At 68.0% G+C, this 4,418-nt stretch carries 5 protein-coding genes; all 5 read right to left on the reverse strand.

From position 1 onward, the window contains the following. Positions 1–284, reverse strand: a 284-nt coding sequence (locus KH616_RS21930; protein ID WP_292251254.1) for an N-succinylarginine dihydrolase, incomplete at its 3' end; no start/stop codon positions are given. Between the two features lie 15 nt (positions 285–299). Continuing rightward, entirely contained in the window at positions 300–1,763 is a 1,464-nt protein-coding gene (astD, locus tag KH616_RS21935) for a succinylglutamate-semialdehyde dehydrogenase (protein ID WP_292251255.1), read from the reverse strand. Between the two features lie 6 nt (positions 1,764–1,769). Beyond that, positions 1,770–2,804: an arginine N-succinyltransferase gene (gene astA, locus KH616_RS21940; RefSeq protein ID WP_292251257.1), complete on the reverse strand. Its 1,035-nt coding sequence runs from the start codon at positions 2,802–2,804 to the stop codon at positions 1,770–1,772. Next, a complete protein-coding gene (gene aruF / locus KH616_RS21945; RefSeq protein ID WP_292251258.1) occupies positions 2,801–3,856 on the reverse strand; it encodes an arginine/ornithine succinyltransferase subunit alpha in 1,056 nt (351 codons plus the stop codon). The genes astA and aruF overlap by 4 nt, the downstream gene beginning before the upstream one ends. A gap of 30 nt (positions 3,857–3,886) precedes the next feature. Further along, a partial coding sequence (locus KH616_RS21950) for an aminotransferase class III-fold pyridoxal phosphate-dependent enzyme (protein ID WP_292251260.1) occupies positions 3,887–4,418 on the reverse strand: 532 nt, incomplete at its 5' end.

The following is a 4,418-nucleotide window of genomic DNA, read 5'->3' on the forward strand; positions in this document are numbered from 1 at the left end:
TCGGGCGCCTGCTTCGCGGCCTTGGCGATCACGTCCGCGTCCTTGCCGGAGAATCCGAGATCGCGCAGCAGACGCAGCGACGGACGCTCCTGCGGCGGCAGCACGCCTTGCGCGAAGCCGAGATCGGCCAGCTGCTTCATCTTGCGCAGGCCCTGCTTCGCCGCAGCTTTCGGATTCGCGGCCGATTTTTCGTTGTTCAGCGACGCCACGTTGCCGAACGACAGCCCGGCGTAGTTGTGGGTCGGGCCGACGAGTCCGTCGAAATTGGCTTCAGTTGCGTTCATCGTCGCTCCCTCGAATCAGAAGTGAAGGCCCGGCGACAGGCTCGCGGGCAAGGTCAGTTGGGCGCTTTCGACCGACGCCATCGGATACGCGCAGTAATCGGCCGCGTAATACGCGCTCGGACGGTGGTTGCCGGAGCGGCCGGTGCCGCCGAACGGCGCGGCCGACGATGCGCCGTTGGTCGGCCGGTTCCAGTTGACGATCCCGGCGCGAATCGTGCGCCGGAAGTGATCCCACGCGCGCGCGTCGTCGGCGAGCAGGCCCGCGGACAGGCCGAACGCGGTGTCGTTCGCGCGCTCGATCGCTTCGTCGAACGTCGCATAGCGGACGATCTGCGCGAGCGGCCCGAAGTGCTCTTCGTCAGGGAGGCCGGTCACGCCCGTCACGTCGAGAATCGCCGCATTGACGAAGCCGAGGCGCGGGTCGCGCTGCGCCATCGCGATGATCGGCTCCGCGCCCTGTTCGATCAGGCGCGACTGCGCCTCGACGAGCTTCGCCGCCGCGCGCGCCGAGATCACCGCGCCCATGAACGGCTGCGGATCGGCGTCGAACACGTCGGCGCTGATCTTCGACGTGACATCGGCGAAGCGCGCGAGGAAGCGGTCGCCGAACGCGCCCTGCGGCACGAAGATGCGGCGCGCGCACGTGCAGCGCTGGCCCGCGGACAGGAATGCCGACTGGATCGTGTGATGCACGGCCGCGTCGATATCCTCGACCTCGCCGATCACGAGCGGATTGTTGCCGCCCATCTCGAGCGCGAGCACGATTTCCGGCCGGCCGCCGAACTGCCGGTGCAGCAGCGTGCCCGTATCCGAGCTGCCGGTGAAGAACAGCCCGTCGATCTGGCGATGGTTCGCGAGCGCGATGCCGGTGTCCTTCTCGCCCTGGACGAGGTTCAGCACGCCGTCGGGCAGGCCCGCTTCCTTCCATACTTCGACGGTGGCGCGCGCGACGCCCGGCGCGAGCTCGGACGGCTTGAACACCACGGTATTGCCCGCGATCAGCGCCGGCACGATGTGGCCGTTCGGCAAGTGGCCGGGGAAGTTGTACGGGCCGAACACCGCGACGACGCCGTGCGGCCGATGACGCAGCACCGCAATGCCGTCGGCCATGTCCTGGCGCTTTTCGCCCGTGCGTTCCTGGTACGCCTGAATCGAGATCCCGACCTTCGCGGCCATCGCCGCGACTTCGGTGCGCGCTTCCCACAGCGGCTTGCCGGTCTCGCGGCCGATCGCCGTGGCGATCGCTTCCTTGCGCTCGGTCAGCAGCTCGGCGAAGCGCTTGACGATCGCGCAGCGCGCGTCGAAATCGAGCGCCGACCAGCTCGCGAATGCGCGGCGTGCGCTCGCGACCGCACGGTCGACGTCGGCCGCCGATGCGCTCGCGCCCTGCCATGCGATTTCGTCGGTGCCCGGATTGCGCGACGCGAAGACATGGCCCGACCCAGCGACCCAGGCGCCGTCGATAAAGAGTTCCGTCATGATTCGTTATCCCTGTTTGACTTTGAGCGGCAGCACGCGGACCGGATCGCCCGCCTTCACGCCGAGCGCGGCGGCATCGTCGGCCGACAGCATGAACGTGCCATTCTCGACGACGCCCGGCGCCACGCCCACGCGGAAATCGCCCAGCGACGTATTCGACACGAGCGACTTCGGCGCCTGACCGTCACACGCGTCGGGCGTGCCGATCGTGACCGGCACGACGACGCTCTCGCGCACCGTGCGCAGGTCGTTGATATGGCATTCGACCACCGGGCCCGCGTCGAAGATGTCGACGTGGTTCTGGTAGCGCAGCCCCTCCGCTTCGAGCATCTTGCGTGCGGGCAGCGTGTCGCGATGCGTGAGGCCGACGCAGTCCTGTGCGTGCTGCGGCAGCAGGTCGACGTACACCGGATAGCGCGGCATCAGCTCCGCGAGGAACGACTTGCGGCCGTGCGAGCTGAGGTAGTCGGCGGCATTGAAGTCGATCTGGTAGAAATGCGAGCCGACCGCACACCAGAACGGCGAGGTGCCGTCCTCGTCGAAATGGCCGCGCAGCTCCGCGCAGATGCGCTCCGGAAAACGCTCGCGGAATTGCGCGATGAACATGAAGCGCGAGCGCGACAGCAGGCCGCCGACGCCGCCCGTGCGATAGCGCGGGCTCAGGAACAGCGAGCAGACTTCCGCATACCCGGTCAGGTCGTGCGAGATGTTCAGCGCCGACATCCTCGTCCACACGCCGAGCTCCTGGCTCGCATGGACGACCGTGCTGACGCGGTAGTTGTAGAACGGCTGTTCGAGACCGACCTGCGACTCGATTCCGCAGACGCCCGCGATATCGCCCGTGCTCGAATCCTCCATCACGAAGAAGTAGCCGGCCTCGGCGGGCGCGGCCTGCCCCTCGAGCGTGCGGCGCGTGCGTTCGATGCGCGCGGCGAGCGCGTCGCGGTCGGGCTTGAACGTGGTCAGCCCCGGACCGGTTTCCTGCGCGAGCGACACGAGCGCATCGACGTCACCCGTTTGTACGACCCGAACGACGATCATGCTGCGTCTCCCTTCGATTCTTCGTCGTCGCGCTGGTGCAGCGGCACGCAACGCACGACATCGCCATCCTTCACGTTGAGCGCGGCGCGCACGTCGCCGGCGAGCGGCGCGCCGGCGAACGCATCGCCCGGCAGATCCGCGAGCACGCAGCGGAACGTTTCGCCGCTGCCGCTCGACACCATGTAGGCGACATCGCCCTGCTGGTGCGCCGCTTCGCGCACGACGCGCTCGGCGCCATGCCGCACGCAGGCGGTGCGATCGATCTGGGCGGTCAGCACCGGGCCCGCGTCGAAGATGTCTACGAAACGGTCCGGCTCGAAGCCTTCCTCGAGATGGATGTCATAGGCGAGCAGCGCAGTCGCGTTCGGCTCGCCCAGCACGCGCTGCGCCGCTTCCGGCAGCAGCGGCACATACAGCGGATAGGCCGGCATCACTTCCGCGATGAACGTCCGGCTGCGGCCGCCCGACGCGATATCGACGTCGACGAAGTCGCGGCCGAAGAACTTGCGGCCCACCGCTTCCCAGAACGGCGACGCGCCGTTCTCGTCGGTCACGCCGAGCAGCAGCGTGAACACCTCGGGCGTGAAGCGGCGGCGGTTCGCGGCGATGTACATCATCCGTGCACGCGAGATCAGGTGCGCGGCCGCGTCGCCGCGCAGCGACGGATCGACGTAGAAGCCCGCGAGCCGGCTCTTGCCGGTCAGCTCGTGCGACATCGTCAGCGCGTGGATCTTGCGGTTCACATGCAGCTCGCGCGACGCGTGAATCAGCGCGTCGTTGCGAAACGCATAGAACGGCTCGGCGTAGCCGGCCGACGCCACCACGCTGGCGGTGCCGAGCAGCTTGCCGGTCGCGCTGTCCTCGAGCACGAAGAGATAGAACTCCTCGCCGGGGAAGTCGACATCCGCGCGAAACGAATCTTCCGAAAGCGCGACACGCGCCTCGAGCGCTGCGCGATCGTGCGGCAGCGAGTGCAGGACCGGTTGCGCGGTGCGCGCCATGTGCGCGAGCGCATCGAGATCCGTGAGTTTGCCGGGGCGAACAAATAGCATCGTCGTTCCTGTCTGCGATGGACGCGCGGCTCAGCGCGCGGTGGCTTCCTGCGCGGCGACCACCTGCTCGACCGCCTTTTCGAAGCGGGCGAGGCCTTCGTCGAGCACGTCGAACGGGATCACGAGCGACGGCACGAAGCGCAGCACGTTCGGGCCGGCGATCAGCATGATCACGCCGTGCTCGGCGGCCGCGTTGACGAAATCCTTCGCGCGGCCGCTGAATGCGTCGACGAGTTCCGCGCCGATCAGGAGACCCTTGCCGCGCACTGCCTTGAAGATGCCGAAGCGCGCATTGATGCGTTCGAGCGCGCCGCGCAGGCGGGTGCTGCGCTCGTGGACACCCTGCAGCAGTTCGGGATCGCTGATCAGTTCGACGACCTTGTCGGCGACGGCCGACGCGAGCGGGTTGCCGCCGTAGGTCGTGCCATGCACGCCGACCTTGAAGTGCGCGGCCAGCTCCTTCGTCGTCAGCATCGCGCCGATCGGGAAACCGTTGCCGAGCGCCTTCGCGGTCGTCAGGATGTCCGGCGTCACGCCAGTGTCCATGTACGCATAGAAGTGA

Origin of the sequence: Burkholderia sp., from assembly GCF_018375725.1 — a bacterium.
Classification (GTDB): domain Bacteria; phylum Pseudomonadota; class Gammaproteobacteria; order Burkholderiales; family Burkholderiaceae; genus Burkholderia.